This window comes from Ruegeria sp. C11, assembly GCF_056537725.1.
In genome coordinates this window covers 134,453-159,301 of the sequence record NZ_JBQFSB010000003.1, presented here as the reverse complement: position 1 = coordinate 159,301, position 24,849 = coordinate 134,453, and the positions used below count along the sequence as shown (strand labels likewise).

Below are 24,849 nucleotides of genomic sequence, written 5' to 3'. Positions count from 1 at the left end.
TTCCATGGCCGGTTGGGGCGAGTTCATTGCGGCACTCATCGTCTTTCTGCTCAGCCACGCGATCCCGGTGCGTCCACCGGTCCGCCCGTGGCTGATCTCAAAGCTGGGCCGGTCAGGATATTTCACAGCCTATTCCCTGTTCTCACTGGCGGTTCTGGCGTGGCTGATCGTGGCTGCTGCCCGCGCGCCATATGTCGAGGTTATCCCGCCCCTCGGTATATTCCGGTGGGTTCCCGTTCTGATCATGCCCATCGTTTGCTGGCTGACGATTGCCGGTCTGGCGATTCAAAACCCGTTTTCCTTTGGCGGATTGGGCCGCAGCTCGTTTGATCCGGATCAGCCCGGAATCCTGCGCACGACCCGCCATCCGGTCCTCGCGGCCCTGTTGTTGTGGGCCCTGGCACATTTGATGGCCAATGGCAGCCTGGCACATGTGATTCTGTTCGGCTTGTTTGCCGGATTCGCGTGGTTGGGCATGGCGCTGATCGACCGGCGCAGATCGGCTGAGCTTGGCGCTGAGTGGACCCGGCTTACCCGCAACACCTCGCGGCTGTCGCTACACGCCCCACGCCCGTTGCCGCGTCCTTGGGTCTGGATATCCGCCTTTGCCGCGTATGCGGTTCTTTTGCATCTGCACGCACCCGTGATCGGCCTGTCGCCCGTTCCCTGACGCCGGGGAGTGGCCGCGCACCCCACGGCGTGCTATCTGAAACACCAACATCAATTCCGGAGAGCCAAACAATGCATCTGGCCTATGTCACGACCACCGATAGAGGCGCAACCGACCGACTGCTCAGCGCGGTTGCGGAACGCCTGCTGGCGACGGGGGCCAGACTGGCCGGAGTGGTGCAGACCAACACCGAATGCGCCGACAGCAGCAAATGCGACATGGACCTGCGCGTACTGCCTGATGGCGCGACCATCCGTATCTCGCAATCTCTGGGTTCGATGGCGCGCGGTTGCAGGTTGGATCCGGCCGCGCTGGAACAGGCGGTTGGGTATGTGACTGCGTCGCTTGATGACACGCCACAGCTTCTGATCATCAACAAATTCGGCAAGCACGAGGCGGATGGGCGCGGCTTCCGGCCGGTGATCGCCGAAGCTTTGGCGCGCGATATCCCGGTACTGGTCGGAGTCAATTCGCTGAACGAAGACCGCTTTCAGGAATTCACTGACGGCGCTGCTCAAAAGATGGAAGCAGACACGGACGCGATTCTGGAGTGGGTTCAGCAGGTCAACGCCGAAAAATCGGCCGCTGCATAATCAACCTGTGCCGGTCCGGTCGAGACCGCAAAAAAGAAATTGGTTCCAGAAATCCGGCGCCGGTCTGATCGGCGCCGATTGTACGGCGGCTTTCGCGGCTCAAAGTCACAATTCGCCTGAAAAACAAGCTTTTGTATTTGTATTCAGAGGATTGTGAAGATGGTGGGCGACCCTGGAATCGAACCAGGCGTGCGTCTCCGCGAGGGAGTTACAGTCCCCTGCCACACCTTGCGGCCTGTCGCCCACTGTCAGGCGTTGCACCTGACGTGGAGGCGTGATTACTAGCGCGCCAAAGGAGCGTCAACAGGAAAATTCCGCTTTGGCGCAGGAAACTCACTCCAAGGCCCGGAGGCCGGTACAGATGAAAAAACCCAAATGGGTCGTGGAAAAAGAACAGGCGCGCAAGGCGGCAGCAGGCGAGACGGTCTGGCTGTTTGGCCTGCATGCCGTTCGTGACGCATTGATGAACCCAAAGCGGCAGAAAATACGGCTGATCGTGACGCTCAACGCCAAGGGAAAACTGGGTGAAGCCATCGATTTCGCCGGGATCGATCCCGAGGTGGTCGATCCGCGAAAATTCACTGCTCCGATTGATCCGGGTTCGGTGCATCAGGGGGCAGCACTTGAAGTCAGGCCGCTGGACTGGGGCGGGCTGGCCGAAAACTGCATCGGGCGCGAGCATCCGCGTGTCATTCTTCTGGATCGCGTGACCGACCCTCATAATGTCGGTGCGATTCTGCGCTCGGCCGAGGTTCTTGGGGCCAGCGCCGTGATCGGAACGCGGCATCATTCGGCGCCCGAGACCGGGGCGCTTGCCAAGACGGCCAGCGGCGCGCTGGAGCGGCAACCCTACCTGCGCGTTCGCAACCTTGCCGACACCATTGTTGAGCTTCAGGGCATGGGGTTTCTCGTGCTGGGTCTGGACGGCGAGGCGGAACAGACCATCGAAGCTGCAGTCGATGGCAGGCGCGACAGACCGGTAGCTCTGGTTCTTGGGGCCGAAGGGCCGGGTTTGCGGCAAAAAACCAAGGAAACCGTTGATCAGTTGGTGAAAATTGACGCAGCGGGCGGATTTGGTTCGCTCAACGTCTCAAACGCGGCGGCGATTGCCTTATATGCCTCAAGGCACAAGTGACAGGAGGCGACCATTTCAGGCCCATCCAAGATCGTAACCTGCTGTTATTGCGGCAGCCGCGCGGCGCTGGTTCTGCGTGGCCGCGAGCGGCATGAGCTGAGTTGTTCCAGCTGTGGCGCTCCGCTGCACAATCTGAAAATGCTGCCGAAATCCAAAACCACCAAGAAAGCAGAGCACAGCGTCTCTGCCAGTCGGGGCTATGCCAAGCCGAAGCAGAAAAAGAAGAAGCCGCGCAAAAGCATGTTCTCTCGTTTCGTGGACGAGGCATGGGACACGATCGAGGATATCTTCGATTAAACCGCCGGTGCACACGGTCCAATCACTTCCCTGTCAACGGGGTTTATAAATCTGCCAAAAAGCTGCATTTTACGGGTCTCCAAGTAACTGTACCCGTAATACGATGATCTCAAGACGTTCCCTGCTGGCCGGTATGACGGCCACCCTTGTTCCCCACGTTGCCCGAGCCGAGTCGCCTATGTATTTCACAGATGGCGGTGCGGCGATTCATGGATACGATACGGTATCCTACTTTCAGGCCGGCACACCCGTTCGTGGCGCGCCGGAAATTGCCGTGATGTGGAAGGGGGCGACCTGGCATTTTGCGTCACAGCAAAACCGCGAAGTGTTCGAGGCAAACCCAAGGGCCTTTGCGCCGCAGTTCGGTGGGTATTGTGCCTATGCCGTTGCCCGCGGGTACCTGACCAGTACGGACCCGAATGCCTGGCAGATAGTGGATGACAGGCTGTATCTGGTTCACTCGCACCAGATCGAAAGGCTATGGAGCCGGGATGTCGAAGGAAATATCCGCTCGGCCGAAGGAAACTGGCCGCGCGTTCTTTACAAATAGCCGGCTGATTTCCGCCAATTGTGATTTGTCATCACAATTTTACTCGACCCCTCTTCTTTTTTCGAAACTTATGCCTAAATGTCACAGTGACCGCGGAACGGAACTGCCGCGGGTCATTTCACTGTCCCTCGTTCCATAACTGGCGCCCAGGATATTCCTGGGCGCTTTTTTCTTGCCCTTCGGGCGGGTAGGGTGCCGATATGTCCGACTATTCCGATACCTTTCTCAAGACCGTATTGCAGCGCACGAAAGTGGTCGCTGTTGTTGGCGTTTCCATGAACCCGGTGCGCCCCAGTTATTACGTGGCACGATACCTTGGGCTTAAGGGATTTCGGGTCATACCGGTCAACCCCGGCCATGCGGGCAAACAGCTGTTTGGGGAAACAGTGCGGGCCACATTGTCCGAAATCACCGAGCCGGTGGATATGGTCGATATTTTCCGCCGCTCAGAAGCGGTTCCACCCATCGTGGACGAGGCGCTTGACGGGTTTCCGGCCCTGCGCACGATCTGGATGCAGATCGGTGTCGAACACGCGGATGCAGGCGCCAAGGCGCAGGCGCGGGGCGTTGATGTGGTGATGAACCGCTGCCCCAAGATCGAATATCAGCGCCTGTTCGGAGAGCTGCGCATGGGTGGATTCGCCACCGGCATCATCTCATCGAAACTCTGACCGTAACCGGGTCAGCCCGTTGTCAGGGAAGCCCGCTGTTTCAGCAGTTTCTGCTCTTTGTTTCTGAGAACCTCTATGCGGGGCGCCCAGTTATACCGCGTATCCTCTCGAGTCGGCGCCCAATACAGGGCTCCGCCGTTCCGCCACCCGTCCAGTACGACGCCATCATACATGTCATCACCACGCTTGCTGATGATTGCGGTGCTGTGGTCGATGCGAAACGGGTTTTCGGGGTCGGAAATGGCGCGGTGCATCTGCAATGTGCGGAACTGCTCCTGATTGAGACGTCTTTCGATGTCTTCCGCCCAATGCCAGCACAGGCCACGATCGCGAAACCCGTTATTGACCTTGGCGTTATGCACAAGCGGTGAATCGGTGACCTGGTATTCCTCGCGCAATTGCAGGGCATAGTCATAGGCGATCCGAGCGGCGCGCTCAGCCTCTTTCGGGTCCACTTCGGGGCCCAGTTGCTGCAACTCTTGTGCAAGCCCGTAGATGTCGCGCTGATCAACATCTGGCTTTCCCGTGCAGCCGCTGACAAGCACCAGCGCAAGCGCCATCACAGCAAAAGCAAATTTACCGATCATCCAAGTATTCCCGATTGTTCGCGCCCCGGATCAACGTGCCCGGTGGCCATAAAGATTAACGGCCTGCCATGGGGGATTCAATCGCCCTTTCGGGCTGCCTTCTCCGCGATGCCGCTGATGCCCTGACGTTGGGCAAGTTCTTGCAACACGGCATCCAGTGGCACGTCGCGCACCGCCAGCATGACCAGCAGATGGTAAAGCACATCCGCCGCTTCAGAGGTCAATCCGGCCGTGTCACCCTTTACCGCCTCGATTATGGCCTCCACGGCCTCTTCGCCGAACTTCTCGGCACATTTCTCGGGGCCTTTGGCCAGCAGCTTGGCGGTCCAGCTTGAGTCGGGATCGGCCCCTTTGCGGTCTTCGATAGTTGCCGCAAGATCGTGCAGGATGCTCATGTCAGCCTCATGGGGATACCGGCGGCGGCCATATGTTCCTTGGCTTCCTGAATGGTGTATTCGCCAAAATGAAAGATCGACGCGGCCAGTACCGCGCTTGCGCCGCCTTTTGTTACGCCATCGACAAGATGGTCCAGATTTCCAACCCCGCCCGAGGCAATGACCGGCACGTCGACCGCATCCGAAATGGCGCGAGTCAGTGGCAGGTTGAACCCGGCCTTGGTGCCGTCCCTGTCCATCGAAGTTAGCAGGATTTCGCCAGCCCCTTTGGCGACGACGGTTCTGGCAAACTCGACCGCGTCGATGCCGGTCGATCTGCGCCCGCCATGGGTAAAGATTTCCCACTTGCCGGGACTGACGGTCTTGGCGTCGATGGCAACCACAATGCACTGGCTGCCGAACTGACCGGCCGCTTCCGCCACCACATCCGGATTGGCGACCGCTGCCGAGTTGAAGCTGACCTTGTCCGCGCCTGCCAGCAGCAGGGCGCGCACATCCTCGCGCGTCCGCACGCCACCGCCAACGGTCAGTGGAACAAAACACTGTTCGGCCGTCCGGCGCACCACGTCAAACATCGTGCCGCGATTTTCATGGGTGGCATGGATGTCGAGAAAACAAATCTCATCCGCACCTGCCGCGTCATAAGCCTTGGCCGATTCCACCGGATCGCCCGCGTCGCGCAGGCCTACAAAGTTCACACCTTTGACGACTCGGCCGTCAGCGACATCCAGACAGGGAATGATGCGGGTTTTCAGCATGGGGTATCCTTTGTTGCGGCACTCCTAACGGCAAAGCCTTGCCGATGCCAGACTTGTGATTGTCACATCGGTCAAAGCTGTGAAAACTATCGGCAAATTCATCAGGAGAATATTGCGATGCGCAAACTATTTCTGACAACCGCGTTCATTCTGGGAGGGACCGTCGCAGCAATGGCGGATGATATCATCAAGGTAAACACGGCCAAATCTGTGCCCGAGGCAATGGATGCGCTGGAGGCTGCGGTAGGCAACGCCGGTGCAACGGTTTTCGCGCGTGTTGACCATGCGGCAGGCGCCGAAAAGGTTGGCATGTCCATTCCGGCCAATCAGGTTCTGATCTTCGGCAACCCGGCTCTGGGTACGCCTGCCATGCAGATCGATCCGCGCGCAGGTCTGTTCCTGCCTCTCAAGGTGCAGGTCTATGAAGACGCCAACGGTCAGGTGTGGTTGGCCTACGAAGATCCCAAGGAAACCATGGATGAGTTTGACGAGGTCGAGAAATCGCCGGTCATCGAAAAGATGCGCGGCGCACTGGCCAAGCTGACGTCTGTGGCGGCGCAATAACCAAACGAATGTGCCAGAAGCATTGGCCGCTGGCACATCTTCTCCTCCGCAATTTGTTTGAGTGCCGGGATTGTGGTAAATTCCCTGCATTTCAAACATTTTTTGGGAGGGGCTATCAATGAAGCCTTCATTGAAAACGATATGGATTGCAGGCGCATTTTTTGTGGCCGTTGCAGGCGCTGCGCAGGCGCAGAATTTCATGACGCAAAAAGAGCTGCTGGCGACTATTCCGGGTTCAACACTTTACGGGATTTCAAACAACGATGGTAAAACCCAATGGGCTCAGGCCTATGGAAAAGGTCGCAAAAAGGGGAAAATTGCCGGCAACTTTGGAGGTGACAAGTACGAGGCCGAATGGTTTGTTGACGGCAATCAATGGTGCGAGAACTGGGGAAGTGGCAGCGATTGCTGGCAATTCGTACGCACCGGCAACAAAGAACTGCAACCTTACAAAGGCGGAAAGCCTTTGAAAAATCCTTGGAAAATGAAGTAGCAGTTCTTGTTTGTTGACGTTCAGATCAGGCTTGGCTTTTCAGCGCTGACAAGGCCTCTTTCAGGTCGATTGCTCCGTCATACAACGCTCGGCCAGAAATCGCGCCGTTCAGGGCGACCCCACAATCGCGCAGGGCAATCAGATCATCCAGAGAGCTAACACCGCCTGACGCGATCACCGGGATCGACACGGCGCGGGCCAGATCAGCAGTTGCGTCGATATTCGGACCCTGCATCGCGCCATCACGGTTGATGTCGGTGTAGATGATGGCGGCAACGCCCGCGTCCTCGAAACTGCGCGCCAGATCGGTCACCTGAACGTCGGTCTCTTCGGCCCAGCCCTTTGTGGCAACCAGCCCGTTCCGGGCATCAATGCCTACAGCGACTTTGCCAGGGAAGGCTTTGGCGGCTTCGCGCACCAGATCGGGGTTTTCCACCGCGACCGTACCCAGAATAACGCGGGCAAGGCCCTTTTCGATCCAGGTCTCAATCGTGGCCATGTCGCGAATGCCACCGCCCAGCTGCGCAGGTACATCACAAGCCTTCAGGATGGCTTCGACCGGTGCGGCATTGACTGGCTCACCGGCAAAGGCGCCGTTCAGATCCACCAGATGCAGCCACTCGCAACCGGCCTCGACAAAGGCGCGGGCCTGAGCGGCCGGGTCCTCGTTGAACACGGTGGCCTTGTCCATCTCGCCGCGCAGCAGGCGCACGGCCTGACCGTCTTTGAGGTCGATAGCAGGGTAAAGGATCATGGTCTGGCGGCCTTTTGCTGATATTCGCGGGGGATATGGCACGGCTGGGGCAGGGGATGCAACGCGACCCAAAGTCAGGCTTGCTCGATTCTTCGCCTCCGGTCAGACTGGAGCCAAAATTGGGAGAGTTTTCATGAAGAAGATCACATTTGCAGTTGCCGCGATCTGTTCGGTATTTGCCACGGCGGCTCTGGCGGATGATCCGGTTGACGGTCTGTGGAAAACCCAGCCAGGTGACACCGGTGGCTATCTGCACGTATCCATCGGGCCTTGCGGCAGCGCAATTTGCGGGACGATCGACAACGCCTTCGATGCAGAAGGGAATGAATCGCTCGACTATGAGCATCTTGGCAAGAACATCATTTGGGACATGATCCCCGAAGGGAATGGTGCCTATGCGGATGGCAAGATCTGGGCACCGGATTCGGACAAAACCTATAACTCGAAAATGTCCCTCGACGGCAATTCACTGACCGTCAAAGGCTGTGTTGCTGGTGGCCTGATCTGTCGCGGTCAGGTCTGGTCGCGAATCGAGTAGCACGCGGTCCGACCTGCGGATTCACGGTTTCCAGTTCAGGAAATTTCCGATCATCCGTAGACCCACATCCTGACTTTTCTCGGGGTGGAACTGCATCCCGACCATCGTGTCGCGGCCGACAACGGCCGTGACATCCCCACCATAATCCACGTGGGCCAGCCGCTGGGCCGGGTCGTTGACGCGGAAATGGTAGGAATGCACGAAATAGGTGTGATCGCCGCTTTCTACGCCGTCAAAAATCGGGTGTTCGTGTTCGATCACCAGATCGTTCCAGCCCATATGGGGCACTTTCAGGCCATCGTCTGACGGTTCAATCCGCACCACGTCTCCGGCGATCCAGCCCAATCCATCGGTTTCGCTGTATTCGTGGCCTTTTGCTGCCATCAACTGCATTCCGACGCAGATGCCCAGAAAGGGACGCCCCTTCTGTTCGACCGCCTCGACCATTGCGTCATGGATGCCTTTATGGCCACGCAGTTCGGCGGCACAGGCGGGAAAAGCCCCGTCGCCGGGCAGAACCAGCCTGTCCGCACGTGCAACGACCTCGGCGTCCGACGTCACCACAACCTCACCGGCATTCAGTTCGCGCGCCATGCGCTGAAACGCCTTTTCGGCCGAGTGCAGGTTGCCGCTTTCATAGTCGATGATGGCGGTCAACATCTATAGCGCGCCCTTGGTCGATGGAATCGCATCAGCTTTGCGGGGGTCGGTTTCCACCGCCAGACGCAGTGCGCGGGCAACAGCCTTGAAGGCCGCCTCGGCGATGTGGTGGCTATTGAAGCCGTGCAACTGGTCAATATGCAGCGTGATGCCGCCATGGGTGCTGAGCGCCTGAAAGAATTCGCGCACCAGTTCGGTGTCGAAGGTGCCAATCTTTTGTGTCGGCAAGTCCACGTTCCAAATCAGGAACGGACGGGCAGACAAATCCAGCGCACACCGCACCTGCGCGTCATCCATGGGCAGGTGACACTCGCCATAGCGGCGGATACCTTTCTTGTCTCCCAGGGCCTGCATCAGGGCCTGACCCAGCGCAATGCCCGTGTCTTCGACCGTGTGGTGGTCGTCGATGTGATAATCGCCCTTGGCCCGGATCGTCATGTCGATCAGCGAATGGCGCGCCAGCTGATCCAGCATGTGATCGAAGAACCCGACACCCGTCTGGTTGTCATAGGCACCGGTCCCGTCGAGATTGATTTCGACCGTGATCTCGGTCTCGGCGGTCTGGCGGCTGATCGTGGCGCTGCGCATGGGCGAATTCCTTTTGCTACAGGCGTGCTTATAGACGCGGATCGCAAAAGATATCCAGCCCGCTTGGTCCCCACGCGGCGATGTGTTGCGATGAAATCAGGGGATTGCACGCGCCCTGCCGTCATGTCAGCCTGACCGCAAATCAAACAACAAGGCCCATGGCATGAGCACCTGCGTTTTTATCCAGATTCGCTGCAAACCCGGCACGACCTACAAAGTGGCCGAAGAAATCGCCCTGCGAGAAATCCACTCGGAACTGTATTCGACCAGTGGTGAATATGATCTGCTGCTGAAGCTCTACATCCCCGAGACCGAGGATGTGGGCCATTACATCAACGAACACCTGCTGGTGATCCCGAATATCGAACGATCACTGACCACGATGACCTTCAAGGCGTTCTGAGTCTCAACCCAGTTCGAACGTCGTGATTCCGTAAATCCGATCCAGATCGATATCCGGCGCGTGGCTGGAATACATGCGCCCGGTCTCGAACACCTTGGTCAGGCCAAGGTTATGGGCCAATTCCATTGCGCCGGCGTTGGGGTTCGGCATATCGATGAACACGTCGCTGTCCAACTGATCGGCTGGAAGCGTCGCCAAAAGCGACGCCAGAAGGGCCTGCGCAATATCCGTATTGTCCGCAAACAACGGTCCAACCTTATATCCGCTCAGGCATCGCCGCAGCGTCGCATAGCCCCTGATCCGCCCATTATCCTGAAACACCCGAGAGATATGGGTTGGCGCGTCCAGCCAGCCCTGCAGGAACGTATCGCGCGGGGCGGGGAACAGGTGCCGGTCATAGGTACGCACCTCATCTGTCAGGGTGCTCAAGGGGGTAATGTTGTCATTACCAGTCTGATCCAGCCCCTTCAGTATGCTGCGGACCGTTCCGGAAAACCGATAATTGTCATAGGCCAGGGTAAACCCGAATTTGCGATAGTTGTCCTGCTGTTCGACCACACCGTCCATACCCATATTGCGATCCTGGCAATGAGCTTTGACCGCTTCGGCCACCTTAAGCCCGTAACCAGACCCGCGAAATTCGGGTCGGACGATGTAAAAGCCCAGAAACGAATAGGCGTCGTCGTAATTCACGGCCGAAGCGGATGCGATCATCCGCCCATCCAGAAATCCGCCTTTGAAACCCTCGGGATCAGAACTGCGAAAGCACACAGCGTCGTGCAGGCCGGGATTCCACCCTTCGTGCCCCGCCCAGTCGACAGACGTTTGAAGTTCGTCCGGCGTCAAAGCGCGAATTTCATACTCGGGCATGGGCGCATCTCCGTAGTGATTGCGTTTCAGGCCACAATGGCGCAACGCCCGACAAAGAACCAGCATGTTCGGAGAGTTTGGTATCTGGAGCGGGCGAGGCGATTCGAACGCCCGACCCTAACCTTGGCAAGGTTATGCTCTACCCCTGAGCTACGCCCGCATCAGATACTTTCAGCGACCTTTCGGTCTCTCATTGGAGCGGGCGAGGCGATTCGAACGCCCGACCCTAACCTTGGCAAGGTTATGCTCTACCCCTGAGCTACGCCCGCACCGTTGAGTGAGGCGTGAAGTATAAATTCTGGCGTAAAGCTGCAAGGGGAAAAACGCACGAAACGAAAAAAATTTCCCATGTCCTAGGATGACGCGCGAGCAAGCGCCGATTTCTCAAGCCCCGCCGCGTGGAGCTTAACAGATAGCCAATAGCCGCAGAGATGCACAATTTTGCCATAATAATTAGTGTTGTTAATGGTAGTGTGTTTTTAACCGCACTCTTATTGCTACTATTGCGAAGAATTTGGCTGGAACTGATGGATATTGGAGGCTCTATGAAAACGGGTTCGATGCTTCGAATAGCGATGACCTCGCTGATGTTTGCGGGTGTTTTTGGTTTTGCAGCCGGGTTTGTTGCGCCGGACGTTGCCTATGCCAAGGATGGCAATGGAGGTGGCAACGGCGGCGGTAATGGAGGTGGCAACGGCGGCGGCAATGGAGGTGGCAACGGTAACGGCGGCGGCAACGGCAACGGTGGAGGCAACGGCAAAGGCGGTGATGGTGCCAGTGGCAAGGGCGGCAACGGTGCTGGAAAAGGCGGTAACGGCGGCGGCAAGGGCAAAAGCGCGGAGGCCGGTTTTGGTAAAGGCTCGGGCAAATCCTCTGGCGGTAAGGGAGTGTTTTCCGGACTTGGTTTAGGCAAAAGCTCTGGTAAGTCCAACAACGGCAAAGGCGTATTTGCTGGGCTCGGACTGGGCAAAGGAAAATCGAAGAGTAGCGAACGCGGACTGGCCGCCAGTGCGGATCGCCTGGGAGACAAAATCTCTGGTATATTCAACGGCAAATCAAAAGATCGCACTTCCAGATCGAAGGCTGCTGTAAAATCTGACACAGTGACCAAGTCTCAGGGCAAGATAGCCTCGGAACTCAAAGGGCTGAATGCCGCGCACGCCAGCGCACAGGCTTTTGCGAATGCAGCTCCCAACAGCCGGGTTGGTTCCATGGTCGATTATCGTGACTCGCTGGCGGAACTTGGCATTGCCGAAGACGATCTTGCCGAATCCCTCGACAGCCTTGCCGAAGCCCAAAGCGAACTGGACGCTCTCGAAGGGCTTACGGATGACGAAATTGCCGACCAGTTCGACTCGATCGACGACTATAATGATGCGGTCAGTGAGGCACAAAAGTCGGTGGAGGATGCCGAATCCGAAGTGGCCGAAGCGCAGGATGCGGTAGATACCGCATCAGAAACCAGCGAAGAAGCGCTTGCAGATCTGACCGGCGATCAGGAGCTTTCCGACGAAGCAGTGTCAGCGCTGAACGACATGCTGTCCGAATAAGTCCAAACAAAACGCCGCCGGATTGAGTGCCGGCGGCGTTTTGCGCTTTTGGTGATTGTGGGCGGCTTGCGCCGCCCAAATTATTCCAGTTCGACGAGCAGGTCTTTTGCGTCGATCTGGCCGCCGGGCTGGACGTGGACGGCCTTGACCACCGCGTCACGCTCGGCGTGGATACCGGTTTCCATTTTCATCGCTTCGATGGTCAGCAGCATGTCGCCTTCCTTGACCTCTTGCCCGGCGGTCACTGCGACGGTTGCCACGACCCCCGGCATCGGTGCGCCGATGTGGTTGGCGTTGCCGGCCTCGGCCTTGGGCCGGGCCTGCGTGGATGAGGTCACCAGACGATTCGGCACCCGGATGACGCGGGGCTGGCCGTTGAGTTCAAAGAACACTTTGACCTCGCCCTTTTCATCGGTCTCGCCGATGGCCTGACAACGGATTTCCAGCGTCTTGCCCGGATCGATCTCGGCGGTGATCTCCTCGCCCGGCTCCATGCCGTAGAAGAAGGTGCGCGTGGGCAGGGTGCGGACCGGGCCATATGTCCGGTGACGGCCCATGTAATCCAGGAACACCTTGGGATACATCAGATAACCGTTCAGGTCCTCGTCATCGACATCCTTGCCTTCCAACTGCTTCGAAAGGTCGGCACGGGTGGCTTCCAGATCGACCGCGGGCACGTCCTTGCCGGGGCGCTGGGTGTTCGGGGCCTCATCCTTGAGAACCTTCCTGATGATCGTGTCCGGGAACCCGCCCGGAGGCTGGCCCAGATTGCCGCGCATCATGTCGACGACCGAGTCGGGGAAGGCCACATCGGTATCCGGATCCTCGACCTGCTCACGGGTCATGTTCTGGCTGACCATCATCAGCGCCATGTCACCGACCACCTTGGACGACGGTGTCACTTTCACGATATCGCCGAACATCTGGTTCACGTCGGCATACATCTGCGCCACTTCGTGCCAGCGCTCCTCCAGTCCCAGCGAACGCGCCTGCGCCTTGAGGTTGGTGAACTGGCCGCCGGGCATCTCGTGCAGATAGACCTCGGAGGCCGGGGCCTGCAGGCTGGATTCAAAGGCCGCGTACTGGCCGCGAACGGCCTCGAAATAATCGCTGATCTCGCGGATGGCCTTGATATCCAGTCCGGTGTCACGCTCGGTATGGCGCAGCGCCTCGACCACTGTGCCCAGCGTTGCCTGAGATGTGTTGCCGCTGAAGCTGTCCATCGCGCAATCCACCGCGTCCACGCCCGCCTCGGACGCAGCCAGAATGGTGGCGCTGGCGATACCGGCGGTGTCGTGCGTGTGGAAGTGGATCGGCAGGCCGACCTCTTCCTTCAGCGCGCGGATCAGGATTTTGGCCGAGGCCGGTTTCAGCAGGCCCGCCATATCCTTCAGGCCCAGAATATGTGCACCTGCATCGCGCAGCTCTTTCGCCATGCCGACATAGTATTTCAGGTCATACTTGGAACGGTCCGGGTCCAGAATGTCGCCGGTATAACATACGGTGCCTTCACAGACTTTCCCGTTCTCGATCACCGCATCCATGGCGACGCGCATGTTCTCGACCCAGTTCAGCGAGTCGAACACACGGAACACATCGATCCCTTTGGATGCCTGACGCACGAACTCCTGCACCACGTTGTCAGGATAGTTGGTGTAACCAACCCCGTTTGCACCACGCAGCAACATCTGGGTCATCAGGTTCGGCATCGCCTCACGCAGGTCGCGCAGACGCTGCCACGGGCATTCCTGCAGGAAGCGGTAGGCCACGTCGAACGTCGCGCCGCCCCAGCATTCGACCGAGAACAGCTGCGGCAGGTTGGCCGCATAGGTCGGCGCCACCTTGATCATGTCGATCGAGCGCATCCGGGTGGCCAGCAACGATTGGTGCCCGTCGCGCATGGTGGTGTCGGTGATCAGCAACTGACGCTGCGCCTTCATCCAGTCGGCAACCGCCTGCGGGCCTTTCTGTTCCAGCAGGTTACGTGTGCCCATCTGCGGCTCGGCTTTCAGCGCGGGGGCCTTGGCCTCTTTCAGATCGGCGCGCGGTTCCGGGCGGTCCTTGGTTTCAGGATGCCCGTTCACGGTGATATCCGCGATATAGGTCAGAACCTTGGTGCCCCGGTCGCGGCGACGCTTGAAGGTGAACAGGTCCGGCGTCGTGTCGATGAACTTGGTGGTATATTCATTCGACAGGAAGGTCGGATGCTTCAGCAGGTTGATGACAAAGTCGATATTGGTGCTGACACCACGAATGCGGAACTCGCGCAGGGCGCGGTCCATACGGGCAATCGCGGCCTGAGGCGTCGGCGCCTTAGCGGTCACCTTGGTCAGCAGCGAGTCGTAATAGCGCGTGATCACACCGCCCGCATAGGCGGTGCCGCCATCCAGACGGATGCCCATGCCGGTGGCCGAGCGATAGGCGGTGATGCGGCCATAGTCGGGGATGAAGTTGTTCTGCGGATCCTCGGTGGTGATCCGGGTCTGCAGCGCGTGGCCGGTCAGATGCACGTCCGCCTGGCTGGCCGCACCCGTGGCCTCGGCCAGGGTCTTGCCTTCGGCAATCAGGATTTGCGCCTGAACGATGTCGATGCCGGTGACCTCTTCGGTGACGGTATGTTCCACCTGCACGCGGGGGTTCACCTCGATGAAGTAGAACTTGCCCGTCTCCATATCCATCAGGAATTCGACGGTGCCGGCGCATTCATAGTTCACATGGGCGCAGATCTTGCGGCCCAGTTCACAGATCTCGGCGCGCTGTTCCTCGCTTAAGTATGGGGCAGGGGCGCGTTCGACGACCTTCTGGTTCCGGCGCTGAACCGAGCAGTCGCGTTCGTAAAGGTGATAGATCTCACCATGCTTGTCGCCGAGGATCTGCACCTCGACGTGGCGGGCACGGGTGATCATCTTTTCCAGATACCCCTCGCCGTTGCCGAACGCAGCCTCGGCCTCGCGGCGGCCTTCCAGAACTTTCTCTTCCAGCTCATCCTCGGATTCGATCGGACGCATGCCGCGCCCGCCGCCACCCCAGGATGCCTTGAGCATCAGCGGATAGCCAATTTCCTTCGCCTCGGCCCGGATCGCATCCATGTCGTCGCCCAGCACCTCGGTCGCGGGGATGACTGGAACGCCAGCCTCGATGGCAACACGACGTGCGCTGGCCTTGTCGCCAAGCGCCCGCATGGTTTCCGCCTTGGGGCCGATGAAGGTGATGCCGTTCTTGACGCAGGCATCCACAAAGTCCGGATTCTCGGACAGCAGGCCGTAACCGGGGTGGATCGCATCCGCGCCGCATTCCTTGGCAACGCGGATAATCTCGTCAATGGACAGATAGGCGGCAACCGGCCCCATCCCTTCGCCGATGCGATACGCCTCATCCGCCTTGAAGCGATGGAGGCCCAGTTTGTCCTCCTCGGCAAAGACAGCAACGGTTTGTTTACCCATCTCGTTCGCCGCGCGCATCACTCGGATGGCGATCTCGCCGCGGTTCGCGATCAGGATTTTCTTGAAGTCGGTCATGGCAGGTCCCGGTCTTTTCTAGCTTGGCCGTGGTAATAGGCAGACAATACGCGCACGTATATCTGTAGTTCTGGGTAGAACCGGCATGTTATCGCTCGCAAACGCCGTTCAGTAACAGATTTATGTCTGGCGTTGCTGCAATGCAGCATATCCGAGGTCAATTGCAGGCGGCAAATCGGCCAGATTGGCCGCGCCCAACTGTCCCATATTGGATATCATGTCCTGTTTCAGTATGTCGATCACATGGGTAGGCCCGGCCTCACCCAATGCGGCCAGACCATACAGGAACGCCCGCCCCAGCATTACGAAGTCAGCCCCCAGCGCAAGCGCGCGCAAAACGTCCAGCCCGCCCTCGACGCCGCTGTCAAATATCACAGGCAGGTTCGTCGCGGCGCGTATGTCGGGAAGAGCCTCGATACTGGCGGGGGCACCGTCGAACTGACGCCCTCCGTGATTCGACACCCACAGCGCATCGACACCTGCTGCGGCTAGCCGCTCGGCATCTTCGGGCCGCATCACGCCCTTGACGATGAATGGTCCGTCCCAGTGATCGCGCAGCCAATGGACATAGTCCATGTCCGGAGAGGTTCGCAGCAGATAACCGATATGGGCCGTCGGTGGCAGGTTCCCCCGGTTCTGTATGTATTTGTCCAGTGTCCGCATCCGCGGCATCCCCGCCCGCGCCATCCCAAGCGCCCAGGTCGGGCGCAATGCGATCTGCGATAGCAAGCGCGGCGTCAGTTCTGGCGGATGTGTCAGGCCGGACCGCGTCTGACGCTCGCGTCGCGATGCGACAGGAACGTCTACCGTCAGCACCAAGGTCGAAAAGCCGGACGCGCGCACCCGCTTCAGAACGTCCATCCGAATGTCGGGATCCCTTGGCGGATATAGCTGGAACCACGCATCAGGACCCAGACAGTGCGACAGATCTTCGGGGCTTTGGCTGGCAACCTTCGACAGGGTAAACGGAATTCCTGCAGCCGCGGCCTGACGGGCGAGTATCTTTTCGGCATCCGGCCAGATCAATCCGCACATGCCAATCGGCGCGATGCCGAACGGCAGCGCGAAATCTCGCCCCAGAAGCTGGGTGGCAGTGTTGAACTCCAGCTCACCGTGCAGGATCGAAGGTGCAAAGCCGATCCGGTCCAGCGCGGCGCGGTTTCTGGCCCTTGCCGTTTCGCTGCCAGTACCGCTGTCCAGATATTCCCACACGAAATGAGGAACCCGACGACGCGCACGCCTTTTCAGGTCTTCTATGCCCGGATATCTGTTGCCTAGGTCCATGCCATTTGATCGGACCTGCCCGTCGATTCGGCAAGCCGTCAGTGGAAAGCCAACACCGGATGCGACCTTTCAGAGTTGGAACAAGGCATGAACAAACCCTTTCCCTTTCCCCGTTTCCGGCGTAGTTTGCAGCCATGAGCAGTTTCGACGAAATGGACGCCTTTGAAGGCGCATCGCTGTCGGCGCGGGCCATGCCTGCGCGTCAGATGGATTATCTGAACGATCTCAATCCCGCGCAGCGCGAGGCGGTCGAACGGCTTGATGGCCCGGTCCTGATGCTTGCGGGGGCGGGGACAGGTAAAACCAAGGCGTTGACCGCCCGCATCACCCATTTGTTGCGCAGCGGCAAGGCCCGCCCGAACGAGATTCTGGCGGTGACCTTCACCAACAAGGCCGCGCGCGAAATGAAAGAGCGTGTGGGCCGGATGCTGGGCCAGCCCGCCGAAGGGATGCCATGGCTTGGCACCTTCCATTCGATCTGCGTCAAGCTGTTGCGGCGTCATGCGGAACTGGTCGGGTTGAAGTCGAACTTCACCATTCTGGACACGGATGATCAGAAGCGGCTGCTTAAACAACTCACTCAGGCCGCCAATATCGACGACAAACGCTGGCCCGCGCGGATGCTGGCCGGAATCATTGATGACTGGAAAAACCGCGCCCTGACGCCTGATAAGGTGCCCGCCGCGGATGCAGGGGCCTATAACCACAAGGGTATCGAGCTTTATGCTCAGTACCAGACCCGCCTTCGCGAACTGAACGCGGTGGATTTCGGTGACCTGCTGTTGCACATGGTCACGATCTTTCAGACCCATACGGACGTGCTGGAGCAATACCAGCGCTGGTTCCGCTATATCCTTGTGGACGAATATCAGGACACTAATGTCGCCCAGTACATGTGGCTGCGCCTGCTGGCCGGGGCACACAAGAACATTTGTTGCGTGGGTGACGACGATCAGTCGATCTATGGCTGGCGCGGGGCCGAGGTGGGCAACATCCTGCGGTTCGAAAAGGATTTCCCCGGCGCTTTTGTGGTGAGGCTGGAACAGAACTATCGCTCGACCCCGCATATTTTGGCGGCGGCCTCGAACGTCATTCGCGGTAACGAGGGACGTCTGGGCAAAGAGCTTTGGACTGACGCGCAAGACGGAGAGAAAGTTCGCCTGATCGGCCATTGGGATGGCGAGGAAGAGGCGCGCTGGATCGGCGAGGAAATCGACGCCATGCAGGGCGGCACCCGTGGCGTGCGGCCCGTGAACCTTGATGAAATTGCCATCCTTGTCCGCGCATCACACCAGATGCGCGCGTTCGAGGATCGGTTCCTGACCATCGGCCTGCCTTATCGCGTCATCGGCGGCCCGCGATTCTATGAGCGGATGGAGATTCGCGATGCCATGGCCTACTTCCGGCTGGTCATCAGCCCCGAGGATGATCTCGCTTTCGAGCGGATCGTGAACACACCCAAACGCGGACTTGGCGACAAGGCGCAGCAGACGATCCAGTTGACTGCGCGAGAAAACGGCGTGTCGCTGGTTGACGGGGCGCGGATCGCTGTTGATCAGGGGTTGATCAAGGGCAAGGGCGGCGCGGCTTTGCGGCAGTTGCTCGAGGGGCTGGCGCGCTGGAACGCGATGACGCGCGGGCCACGGATTGAATTGGACGACGATTCGGTCATCGATGACGGGGCCGCACCGGCCCGCTACGGCGAACCCGAAACCTCTCATATCGAACTGGCGCAGATCATTCTGGACGAATCCGGCTATACCGCCCACTGGCAGAACGAAAAAACGCCCGAGGCGCCGGGGCGTCTGGAAAATCTCAAGGAACTGGTCAAGGCGCTGGAGAGTTTCGAGAACCTGCAGGGATTTCTGGAACATGTCAGCCTGATCATGGACAACGATTCTCAGGACGCAGACAGCAAGGTTTCGATCATGACGTTGCACGCGGCCAAGGGGCTGGAATTTCCTGCCGTTTTCCTGCCGGGTTGGGAGGATGGGCTGTTCCCCTCACAACGGTCAATGGACGAATCCGGAATCAAGGGCCTCGAAGAAGAGCGGCGGCTGGCCTATGTCGGCATTACCCGTGCCGAAGAGGTCTGCACCATCTCTTTCGCGGCCAATCGGCGGGTGTTCGGACAGTGGCAGAACGCGATGCCGTCCCGGTTCATAGATGAACTGCCCGAGGATCATGTCGAAGTGCTGACACCGCCGGGTCTCTATGGTGGTGGGCAGACTACGACAACAATCGAAACCCGTGCGGCCGAGGCAAACGTCTATAACTCGCCCGGCTGGAAACGGATGCAAGCCCGGCAGGGCCAATACGGCATGTCGCAGCCGCGCGAATCCCGCAACACCGTGATCGACGCAACCGCAGTGGCCAGTTTCACACTGGGCGAACGGGTGTTCCACCAGAAGTTCGGCTATGGGGCGGTGACTGGTATCGAAGGCGACAAGGTCGAGGTTGATTTCGACAAGGCGGGTCTCAAGAAGGTTGTGTCTCAGTATCTGACCGCCAAGGACGACGTTCCGTTTTAAAGCCCTTCGACCAAAACCATGTTTGTAGTCGCTGTCTTATGCCGGATTTTCGCCAGTTCGACATAGTCGGGATCGTCTTTCCATGCCTTTGCGGCCTCAAGCGACGGAAACTCCATCAGGACGATTCCGTCCTCGGGCCAAGTACCTTCGATCACCTCCACGGGTTTGGATGACACTGTAAGCAGGCGGCCCCCGTGCCGGTCAAAGATCGGCATGAATCCTTCAAGGTATCCCTGATACCCGTCGGGATCGTGGATGGTAATCTGGGCGATGAAATAAGCGGCCATTGGAAGCTCCGATAATCCCGATCAGAGCTTCATCCTACACACAGTTGCATAAAACAAAAACGGCGGTTCCCAGGGAGGAGGAGGGGAACCGCCGTTCTTTTCAACATCAGGGCAGGGAGGAGGAAAGCCCCGATGTATCCGAACCCGGGTTTGATCCCGGTATGAAGTCGCGGCGACGCCAGGGAGGAGGAGGGCATCGCCGCGCGCTTGCAACACCGGGACAGGGAGGAGGAAGCCCGGCGTATCAGCTCCGGCGTTCAGGGCCGGTATAGGGTGCGGCAACGTCAGGGAGGAGGAGAGACGTCGCCGCTGAAATACAGACCCTCAGGGAGGAGGAGGGCCTGATCTCGGTTGTTTCTGTTGCGCTCAGCGCGCGATCTGGTCTTCGGCCGCCTGCTGGGCCACACGCCGGATCATCGAACGGTGCAGGCCCAGATCGGCCAGCTCACGGTTCGACAGCGACGAAAGTTCGTTGACAGTCTGGCGATACATCCGGTTCCGCAGAAAGCGGTCCTTCGCTGCTTCGAACAGCGACGCGATGCCAAATGAATGTGCGCCTTTCAGCGTGCTCTGTGCGCTTGTTACTGCCATTTTTGTATTCCGTATCTTTCGTTTCGCCACCATGTTGCGGCGCTTGCTTGAGCATCAAAATAGGCAAATGCTGCAACTGCACAATACCTCTCGTGATCAATGCCGCTATGCAGCAAGTGCATAGATTGAAGGGGGAAAATCCGACGAGGCGCATAGGTGCAGGAAAATAAGGCTTCCTGGTGCCTTTCTTAAAAACCCGGGTGCTGTCCTTTCGGAAATTTTCCTTTTGACTGTTGAAAATTTGGGCGGCCCCGGTGGAAGTTTCGGCGTTCTGACAACCCCTCTTGATCTTAGCGGAGGGAATTACGGGAATTTATGGGAAGCGGTGTTTAGGGGGGCGATCTCTTGGTTTTAGAGCAAAGCGGACTGGTTCTGGGGAATGATTCGTGGCGGAAATTGGGAACAAATTGCGAACATATGTGAAGGAATTGGCGAAATGCTAATTTTTCTGGGAAATCGAGGGAAAAAATTGCACCTATCATAAATACACCATATATAGTGATCGGCTGTATAGATAATTCTATTTGTGGACAAAATGGATGAATTAGTTGTGCTGCTGACGTTCAAATTGACGCTGAGGGACATGATTCATTGAATAAACCAGTTGATTTCCATGAATTCCCATGGCATCCCTAATACATCCGATGAGGACGAGGCAGATGGGGCACCAAACGACCCCGACCAAAAACAAACAGGTTTCATACAGGCATCTCGCTTTTCATCAGACACCAAGATCCGGCGCGCGAGCGAGCAGACATCCCCCCAGGTGGCGCGCGCAGCTGGACTTCCCGCAAAGCGGGCGAATGCGGCGGGTTGATCAGTGGCAGCAGATCAACCCGCCGTTTTTACCTTCGGGGGGAACGTGAATTTCAAGTGGGGCGCAAGCGAAAGGGACAGTCGTCTTGGCGCGCAGGTTCAGAGGCGAAAGCCACCACAAGGTGGATACGAAGGGCAGGGTGTCGATCCCGGCCTCTTTTCGCCGTGTGCTTGAAGCCTCCGATCCCAACTGGCAGTCAGGTAGCAATCCGGAACTCGTGATTGTTTATGGCGACCACCGCCGCAATTATCTTGAATGCTACACGATGGAGGCGATCGACGAAGTTGACGCCAAGATCGATGCACTTCCGCGCGGGTCCATGCAGCGCAAGATGCTGCAGCGCATGTTCCATGGTCAGTCCTTTCCGACCAACGTAGACGAAACCGGTCGTCTGGTTCTGCCCGCCAAGCTGCGCAGCAAGATCGCGCTAGAGGGCGAGGCGTTCTTTATCGCCGCCGGTGATACCTTTCAGATTTGGAAACCCGAGACTTACGAGGCCGAAGAACTGGCCAAAGCCGAAGAATGGCTGGACGAACTGCCGGACGATTTCGATCCGATGGAGTTCCTCGATGGTCCCGGGGATGCGTGACGGCATGGCCGGTACGCAAACCCCTTCCGACAAACCTCACATTCCTGTTCTGTTGCGCCCGTTGCTGGCCGCGGTTGAACCTGTTTCGGGCACCTGGCTTGACGGAACCTTTGGCGCCGGCGGCTATACGCGCGGCTTGCTGGATGCCGGTGCCGACACTGTTATCGGCGTTGACCGTGATCCGCTGGCCTTTGATATGGCGGCGGATTGGGCCGGTGAATATGGCGACCGGCTGGTGATGCAGCCCGGAGTGTTTTCGCGTATGGATGAATACGCCCAGGACCTGGATGGCGTTGTGCTGGATCTTGGCGTCTCGTCCATGCAACTGGATCAGGCCGAGCGCGGTTTTTCCTTTATGAAGGACGGTCCATTGGACATGCGGATGAGCCAGGAAGGCGAAAGCGCCGCCGATCTGGTCAATACCGCGACCGAGGCGCAGCTGGCGGATATCCTGTTCCACTACGGTGAAGAACGCGCCAGCCGCCGCATTGCCAAGGCGATCATAAAGGCACGGGCCGAGGAGCCGATTACCACAACACTGCGTCTGGTCGAGATCATCGAATCCTGCCTGCCGCGCCCCAAGCCGGGGCAGTCACATCCCGCGACGCGCAGCTTTCAGGGCCTGCGCATTGCGGTGAACGCCGAGTACGAAGAGCTGTTTCAGGGCCTCATGGCGGCTGAGCGTGCTTTGAAACCCGGCGGTCAACTGGCGGTGGTCACGTTCCATTCCATCGAGGACCGGATGGTTAAGCGGTTTTTCCAGTCGCGGGCGGGCAAAACCGGTCGCGCAAACCGCTATGCGCCCGAGATACAACAGGAACAGCCGCAATTTACATTGAAAACGCGCAAGGCCGTAGGGCCGGATGCACAGGAATTGGATGAAAACCCACGTTCGCGGTCTGCCAAGTTGCGGGTCGCCGTTCGCACCGATGCTCCGGCGGGGGAAGTAGACGCCCGCGCCATCGGCATGCCGCAACTTGGTGGAAGAGCAAGATGAAGAGTATTTTGTATGTGTTGACCGCTCTGTCCGTGTTTGGTCTGGCCCTCTGGGCCTATCAGGAAAACTACCGTACGCAGCAGGTTCTGAAAGAAACCCGGTCTCTGCAAACTCAGATCGGAGCCGCGCAGGCCCGGCTGGCCGTATTGCGCGCCGAATGGGCCTATCTGAATCGCCCCGACCGGTTGCGCGAGCTGGCAGACCTGAACTTTGAACGCCTTGGCCTGCTGCCGCTGCGTGCCGAGCAGTTCGGGCGCGCGGATCAGATCGCTTATGCCGAAGATCCTGACCTGCCAGAGATCGATCCGAATGACCTGACCGCGATCACCGATGTTCAGGCCCTGGGCGAGGTGCAGATCCCATGACGCGTACACCGCTCCGTCCTTTGGCGCAGGTGCTTGATGCCCGAGCACGCGGCGAGAACCCCGATTTGATCGAGCGCGAGAACATCCACAAGCGCCACGAGGAAATGAAGGACCGGTCCCGCGCCCGCGCCGAGGGCCGGTTGCTGGTTTTGGGCGCATTCTTTTTCGTGGCATTTGCGGTGGTCGGCGCACGCATGGGTATGTTGGCGACGTCCGAGGCAAAGGAACCCCTTGCCAGTGCCTCCGGTGCAACCATCGCGATGCAGCGCGCGGATATCGTGGACCGCGAAGGGCGCATTCTGGCAACGAATCTCGAGACTTATTCGGTCTACGCCCAGCCGCCTCTGATGATCGACCCGGTCGCAGCCGCGGATCAACTGGTCGGGATCTTCCCTGATCTGGACAAGGATCGTCTGGTCAAGGATTTCACCGGCAAGCGCAAGTTTCTGTGGATCAAGAAACGCATTTCGCCGGAACAGAAGCAGGCCGTGCACGACATCGGCGATCCGGGCATCCTGTTCGGCCCGCGTGAAATGCGCCTTTATCCCAACGGCCGCCTAGCGTCCCATATCCTCGGCGGAGCCGGGTTTGGCCGCGAGGGGGTGGATGCTGCTGAAGTCATTGGCGTCGCCGGTATCGAAAAGCAGTTCGACGGTTATCTCCGCGATCCCGCCAACGGCACCAAGCCCCTGCAACTTTCGCTGGACCTGACCGTTCAGGCGGCGGTCGAACAGGTTCTCTATGGCGGCATGAAGATCATGAACGCCAAAGGCGCCTCGGCAGTGCTGATGAATGCCCACACGGGCGAGGTTGTTTCCGCTGCTTCTCTGCCGTCATTCGATCCGAATGACCGGCCAAGGCCGCCGACATCGGGGTTTGATCCGTCTGACAGCCCGCTGTTCAACCGCTATGTGCAGGGTGTTTATGAACTGGGCTCGGTTTTCAAGATTTTCACGGCGGCACAGGCCGTTGATCTGGGTTTGGTCAACTCGGAAACCATCATCGACACTTCGGGCCCGATGAGGATCGGGCGGTTCCCGATTGGAGAGTTCCAGGGCAAGAACTATGGCGATCTCAGCGTCGCCGACATCATCGTCAAAAGTTCGAACCGGGGCACCGGACGGCTGGCCCTGCAAATCGGCGGGCAGCGTCAGCAGGATTTTCTGGCCGGTTTGGGCATGTTTGAACCCACCCCGTTCGAGATTGTCGAGGCTGCAGGTGGCGAGCCGCTGAAGCCAAAGAAATGGGGCGAACTCAGTACCGTCACGATCTCTTACGGCCACGGCCTTTCCACCAGCCCGATGCATCTGGCGGCGGGCTATGCCGCCATCGCCAATGGCGGCCACTATGTCAGCCCGACGATCCTGCGCCGAAACGGCCCGCAATACGGCCCGCGCGTGATGTCCGAGAATGCAGCGCGTCAGGCGCAGAAAATGCTGCGCAAGGTTGTCACCAGCGGCACAGCCAGCTTTGGCGAAGTGCCGGGCTATGACGTTGCGGGTAAAACCGGCACTGCCGACAAGCCAAAACCGCGTGGCGGGTATTACGATGACAGGGTGATCGCGACATTCGCCACGCTGTTCCCGGCATATGACCCGAAATACGTTCTGGTGGTTACACTGGACGAACCCTCGATCGTGGCCTACGGCGAAAAGCGGCGCACCGCTGGCTGGACCGCTGTGCCTGTGGCCGCAGAGTTGATCGGTCGGGTTGCTCCGTTGCTGGGGCTGCGTCCCCGGCTTGAGCCTGATGCGGGCGCTGCTATAACGCTGACCTCAAATTAGGCAGTCCGAA

The 24,849-nt window shown here is 58.8% G+C and carries 27 protein-coding genes and 3 tRNA genes; 16 read left to right on the top strand and 14 right to left on the bottom strand.

The window, feature by feature from the left end; genetic code table 11:
- Positions 1–4 precede the first annotated feature (4 nt).
- On the top strand, positions 5–670 hold the full coding sequence (locus ACR0NA_RS06760; protein ID WP_480727284.1) for an NnrU family protein: 666 nt from the start codon (positions 5–7) through the stop codon (positions 668–670).
- 71 nt (positions 671–741) lie between these two features.
- Complete coding sequence (locus ACR0NA_RS06755; RefSeq protein ID WP_480727282.1) at positions 742–1,263, top strand: DUF2478 domain-containing protein; 522 nt, start codon at positions 742–744, stop codon at positions 1,261–1,263.
- A 160-nt stretch (positions 1,264–1,423) separates the two neighbouring features.
- Here ACR0NA_RS06755 and ACR0NA_RS06750 read toward each other — a convergent pair.
- Positions 1,424–1,507: transfer RNA gene (locus ACR0NA_RS06750), tRNA-Tyr, on the bottom strand.
- 117 nt (positions 1,508–1,624) lie between these two features.
- Here ACR0NA_RS06750 and rlmB point away from each other — a divergent pair.
- The 4 genes from rlmB to ACR0NA_RS06730 all read left to right on the top strand — a co-directional run bounded on the left by rlmB (position 1,625) and on the right by ACR0NA_RS06730 (position 3,916).
- The gene (gene rlmB / locus ACR0NA_RS06745) at positions 1,625–2,398 is read left to right on the top strand and encodes a 23S rRNA (guanosine(2251)-2'-O)-methyltransferase RlmB (RefSeq protein ID WP_480727279.1); all 774 of its coding nucleotides are present in this window, start codon (positions 1,625–1,627) and stop codon (positions 2,396–2,398) included.
- A 12-nt stretch (positions 2,399–2,410) separates the two neighbouring features.
- A complete protein-coding gene (locus tag ACR0NA_RS06740) occupies positions 2,411–2,695 on the top strand; it encodes a hypothetical protein (protein WP_480728027.1) in 285 nt (94 codons plus the stop codon).
- A 103-nt stretch (positions 2,696–2,798) separates the two neighbouring features.
- Positions 2,799–3,245 (top strand): YHS domain-containing (seleno)protein, encoded by a 447-nt coding sequence (locus tag ACR0NA_RS06735; RefSeq protein ID WP_480727276.1) that lies wholly within the window; start codon positions 2,799–2,801, stop codon positions 3,243–3,245.
- 200 nt (positions 3,246–3,445) lie between these two features.
- Entirely contained in the window at positions 3,446–3,916 is a 471-nt protein-coding gene (locus ACR0NA_RS06730; RefSeq protein WP_480727274.1) for a CoA-binding protein, read from the top strand.
- 11 nt (positions 3,917–3,927) lie between these two features.
- Here ACR0NA_RS06730 and ACR0NA_RS06725 read toward each other — a convergent pair whose 3' ends face one another.
- From ACR0NA_RS06725 to hisF, 3 genes are all read right to left on the bottom strand, one after another.
- Positions 3,928–4,503 (bottom strand): hypothetical protein, encoded by a 576-nt coding sequence (locus tag ACR0NA_RS06725; protein ID WP_480727272.1) that lies wholly within the window; start codon positions 4,501–4,503, stop codon positions 3,928–3,930.
- A gap of 77 nt (positions 4,504–4,580) precedes the next feature.
- A complete protein-coding gene (locus tag ACR0NA_RS06720) occupies positions 4,581–4,898 on the bottom strand; it encodes a phosphoribosyl-ATP diphosphatase (RefSeq protein WP_480727269.1) in 318 nt (105 codons plus the stop codon).
- Positions 4,895–5,656: an imidazole glycerol phosphate synthase subunit HisF gene (gene hisF, locus ACR0NA_RS06715; protein ID WP_170650787.1), complete on the bottom strand. Its 762-nt coding sequence runs from the start codon at positions 5,654–5,656 to the stop codon at positions 4,895–4,897. Before hisF ends, ACR0NA_RS06720 begins: the two co-directional genes overlap by 4 nt.
- Before the next feature lie 171 nt (positions 5,657–5,827).
- Between hisF and ACR0NA_RS06710 the strand changes: the two genes are divergently transcribed.
- The gene (locus ACR0NA_RS06710; protein WP_480728025.1) at positions 5,828–6,220 is read left to right on the top strand and encodes a DUF302 domain-containing protein; all 393 of its coding nucleotides are present in this window, start codon (positions 5,828–5,830) and stop codon (positions 6,218–6,220) included.
- A gap of 118 nt (positions 6,221–6,338) precedes the next feature.
- Positions 6,339–6,713: a hypothetical protein gene (locus tag ACR0NA_RS06705; protein WP_480727264.1), complete on the top strand. Its 375-nt coding sequence runs from the start codon at positions 6,339–6,341 to the stop codon at positions 6,711–6,713.
- A gap of 25 nt (positions 6,714–6,738) precedes the next feature.
- On the opposite strand, the gene hisA is transcribed toward ACR0NA_RS06705, so the two are convergent.
- Entirely contained in the window at positions 6,739–7,467 is a 729-nt protein-coding gene (hisA, locus tag ACR0NA_RS06700) for a 1-(5-phosphoribosyl)-5-[(5-phosphoribosylamino)methylideneamino]imidazole-4-carboxamide isomerase (protein ID WP_480727258.1), read from the bottom strand.
- A 133-nt stretch (positions 7,468–7,600) separates the two neighbouring features.
- On the opposite strand from hisA, the gene ACR0NA_RS06695 reads away from it, so the two are divergent.
- Entirely contained in the window at positions 7,601–8,005 is a 405-nt protein-coding gene (locus ACR0NA_RS06695) for a DUF2147 domain-containing protein (RefSeq protein WP_480727256.1), read from the top strand.
- Positions 8,006–8,026: 21 nt separating this feature from the next.
- Here the strand turns inward: ACR0NA_RS06695 and hisH are convergent, their stop codons facing one another.
- Positions 8,027–8,665: an imidazole glycerol phosphate synthase subunit HisH gene (gene hisH / locus ACR0NA_RS06690; RefSeq protein WP_480727254.1), complete on the bottom strand. Its 639-nt coding sequence runs from the start codon at positions 8,663–8,665 to the stop codon at positions 8,027–8,029.
- Positions 8,666–9,253, bottom strand: a complete 588-nt coding sequence (gene hisB, locus ACR0NA_RS06685) for an imidazoleglycerol-phosphate dehydratase HisB (protein ID WP_480727252.1) — start codon at positions 9,251–9,253, stop codon at positions 8,666–8,668.
- Positions 9,254–9,416: 163 nt separating this feature from the next.
- On the opposite strand from hisB, the gene ACR0NA_RS06680 reads away from it, so the two are divergent.
- Entirely contained in the window at positions 9,417–9,656 is a 240-nt protein-coding gene (locus ACR0NA_RS06680; RefSeq protein WP_170650781.1) for an Lrp/AsnC family transcriptional regulator, read from the top strand.
- Between the two features lie 3 nt (positions 9,657–9,659).
- Here ACR0NA_RS06680 and ACR0NA_RS06675 read toward each other — a convergent pair whose 3' ends face one another.
- The 3 genes from ACR0NA_RS06675 to ACR0NA_RS06665 form a co-directional block, all read right to left on the bottom strand.
- Positions 9,660–10,592: a GNAT family N-acetyltransferase gene (locus ACR0NA_RS06675; RefSeq protein ID WP_480727249.1), complete on the bottom strand. Its 933-nt coding sequence runs from the start codon at positions 10,590–10,592 to the stop codon at positions 9,660–9,662.
- A gap of 19 nt (positions 10,593–10,611) precedes the next feature.
- Positions 10,612–10,686, bottom strand: a tRNA-Gly gene (locus tag ACR0NA_RS06670).
- Positions 10,687–10,720: 34 nt separating this feature from the next.
- Positions 10,721–10,795 (bottom strand) — tRNA-Gly (locus ACR0NA_RS06665).
- 276 nt (positions 10,796–11,071) lie between these two features.
- On the opposite strand from ACR0NA_RS06665, the gene ACR0NA_RS06660 reads away from it, so the two are divergent.
- Positions 11,072–12,076, top strand: a complete 1,005-nt coding sequence (locus tag ACR0NA_RS06660; RefSeq protein WP_480727247.1) for a hypothetical protein — start codon at positions 11,072–11,074, stop codon at positions 12,074–12,076.
- An 80-nt stretch (positions 12,077–12,156) separates the two neighbouring features.
- Here the strand turns inward: ACR0NA_RS06660 and ACR0NA_RS06655 are convergent, their stop codons facing one another.
- Entirely contained in the window at positions 12,157–15,594 is a 3,438-nt protein-coding gene (locus ACR0NA_RS06655; RefSeq protein WP_480727245.1) for a pyruvate carboxylase, read from the bottom strand.
- 120 nt (positions 15,595–15,714) lie between these two features.
- Positions 15,715–16,878, bottom strand: coding sequence for an alpha-hydroxy acid oxidase (locus ACR0NA_RS06650; protein WP_480727243.1), 1,164 nt, complete (start codon positions 16,876–16,878; stop codon positions 15,715–15,717).
- Positions 16,879–17,012: 134 nt separating this feature from the next.
- On the opposite strand from ACR0NA_RS06650, the gene ACR0NA_RS06645 reads away from it, so the two are divergent.
- The gene (locus tag ACR0NA_RS06645) at positions 17,013–19,409 is read left to right on the top strand and encodes an ATP-dependent helicase (RefSeq protein ID WP_480727241.1); all 2,397 of its coding nucleotides are present in this window, start codon (positions 17,013–17,015) and stop codon (positions 19,407–19,409) included.
- Here ACR0NA_RS06645 and ACR0NA_RS06640 read toward each other — a convergent pair.
- On the bottom strand, positions 19,406–19,696 hold the full coding sequence (locus tag ACR0NA_RS06640) for a DUF1330 domain-containing protein (RefSeq protein WP_480727239.1): 291 nt from the start codon (positions 19,694–19,696) through the stop codon (positions 19,406–19,408). The two genes, ACR0NA_RS06645 and ACR0NA_RS06640, sit on opposite strands and share 4 nt — an antisense overlap.
- A gap of 366 nt (positions 19,697–20,062) precedes the next feature.
- The gene (locus ACR0NA_RS06635) at positions 20,063–20,287 is read right to left on the bottom strand and encodes a DUF1127 domain-containing protein (protein WP_170650774.1); all 225 of its coding nucleotides are present in this window, start codon (positions 20,285–20,287) and stop codon (positions 20,063–20,065) included.
- A 902-nt stretch (positions 20,288–21,189) separates the two neighbouring features.
- On the opposite strand from ACR0NA_RS06635, the gene mraZ reads away from it, so the two are divergent.
- Genes mraZ through ACR0NA_RS06615 form a run of 4 tightly spaced genes read left to right on the top strand, consistent with a single transcriptional unit; the run spans position 21,190 to position 24,839 of the window.
- Positions 21,190–21,693 (top strand): division/cell wall cluster transcriptional repressor MraZ, encoded by a 504-nt coding sequence (mraZ, locus tag ACR0NA_RS06630; RefSeq protein ID WP_480727236.1) that lies wholly within the window; start codon positions 21,190–21,192, stop codon positions 21,691–21,693.
- A 4-nt stretch (positions 21,694–21,697) separates the two neighbouring features.
- Positions 21,698–22,690, top strand: a complete 993-nt coding sequence (gene rsmH / locus ACR0NA_RS06625; protein ID WP_480728023.1) for a 16S rRNA (cytosine(1402)-N(4))-methyltransferase RsmH — start codon at positions 21,698–21,700, stop codon at positions 22,688–22,690.
- Positions 22,687–23,055 (top strand): cell division protein FtsL, encoded by a 369-nt coding sequence (ftsL, locus tag ACR0NA_RS06620; protein ID WP_170650772.1) that lies wholly within the window; start codon positions 22,687–22,689, stop codon positions 23,053–23,055. Before rsmH ends, ftsL begins: the two co-directional genes overlap by 4 nt.
- Positions 23,052–24,839 (top strand): peptidoglycan D,D-transpeptidase FtsI family protein, encoded by a 1,788-nt coding sequence (locus ACR0NA_RS06615; protein WP_480727232.1) that lies wholly within the window; start codon positions 23,052–23,054, stop codon positions 24,837–24,839. The genes ftsL and ACR0NA_RS06615 overlap by 4 nt, the downstream gene beginning before the upstream one ends.
- Positions 24,840–24,849 lie beyond the last annotated feature (10 nt).